The organism is Microbacterium sp. K35 (genome assembly GCF_004794375.1).
Lineage (GTDB): Bacteria > Actinomycetota > Actinomycetes > Actinomycetales > Microbacteriaceae > Microbacterium > Microbacterium sufflavum.
In genome coordinates, this window is sequence record NZ_SSDM01000073.1 from 1 (window position 1) to 1,193 (window position 1,193).

The 1,193-nt window shown below is 75.2% G+C and carries 1 protein-coding gene and 1 pseudogene; both read right to left on the reverse strand.

Annotated features, from left to right (window positions below; translation table 11 throughout):
• Positions 1 to 757 (reverse strand): YhgE/Pip domain-containing protein (locus tag DW299_RS01955; RefSeq protein WP_136035447.1); only part of this gene is annotated, 757 nt, incomplete at its 3' end.
• A pseudogene (locus DW299_RS18795) lies at positions 754 to 1,193 on the reverse strand (MMPL family transporter); the annotation flags it as partial. The pseudogene DW299_RS18795 and the gene DW299_RS01955, both read right to left, overlap by 4 nt.

Genomic DNA, 1,193 nt, shown 5'->3' on the forward strand with positions numbered 1-1,193 from the left:
GCCCCGCGCCGGCCGCGGCCTCGCGCGTCTTGCCCGCGATCGTGTCGAGCCCCGACGCGAGCGAGGAGGCGCCGGTGCCGAGCTGTGCAGCCCCGGAGGCGAGCTGTGTCGCGCCGTCGGGGATCTCCGCCGCCCCGGTGGCGGCGTCGCGGGCGCCCGTCGCGAGCTGGAGTGCGCCGTCGGCGGCGTCGCCGATCTGGTCGCCGATCGTGGTGAAGCCCACGAGGATGTTCTCGGTGGTGGCCTCCGACAGCATGGTGCCGAGGGTCGACGCGGCGACGTTCGCGATCTGGCTCGTGATGAGGTCGTCGGCGACGAGACCGTCGTCGGGGGTGGTGACGCGGATCGTCGCCTGCTCCGCGTCGCCGCCGCCGTCCGCCACGGCCTGCCCGCCCGAGGTCGCGGCGGCCGAGAAGTCCTCGGGGATCGTGATGACGGCCTGGTACGAGCCGTCCGCGAGCCCGTCGGCCGCATCCTCCTCGTTCGAGATGACCCACGTGAGGTTCGAGTCGAGGTCGTCGGAGCCCTCGACCAGCCCGGAGGCGAGCTGTCGTCCGAGCGGGGTGACCTGCCCGTCGATCTCGACCGGCTCGTCGAGGTTCACGATCGCGGCGGTCATCGATTCCAGCCGCTCCGTGGGGTTGTACAGCGCGGCCATGAGGATGCCGCCGATCGCGGCGGGCAGCAGCAGCACGCCGAGGATCGTCAGCCACGTGATGGGCTTGCGGGAGCGCGCGCGCTCGAGGGGGAGGGTCATGCGGTCACCTCGGTGGTGTCGGCGGCGGCCCGGTGCGGGTCGCGGAGGTCCAGGGTGTCGGCGGACGACCATCCGGCGTCCGCGAGGAGGGAGCGCGCCGCGGTCGCGTCGACCGCGGTGGCGAACACGGCGAGGGGGCGGCGGGCCGCGGTGTCGCGCAGTCGGGCCGCGAGCTGATCCCGGGCGGCGCCGTCGAGGCGGTCGATGCCGTCGAGCACCACGAGCTCGGTGTGTCCGCGCAGCGCCTCGGCGAGGTCGGGGGCCGTCGCGTCCTGGTCGTCCACGAGCACGCAGCCGACGTGGGCACGCACCCACGCGGCGCGACCGGGGAGCAGGTGCCCCGCCACACGCAGGCGACCCTCGCCCGGCGGCACCCGTCCGGCGATCGTGAGGGCGAGCACCCGCAGCGTGGCGGCGTCGAGCCCGGTGGCCACCA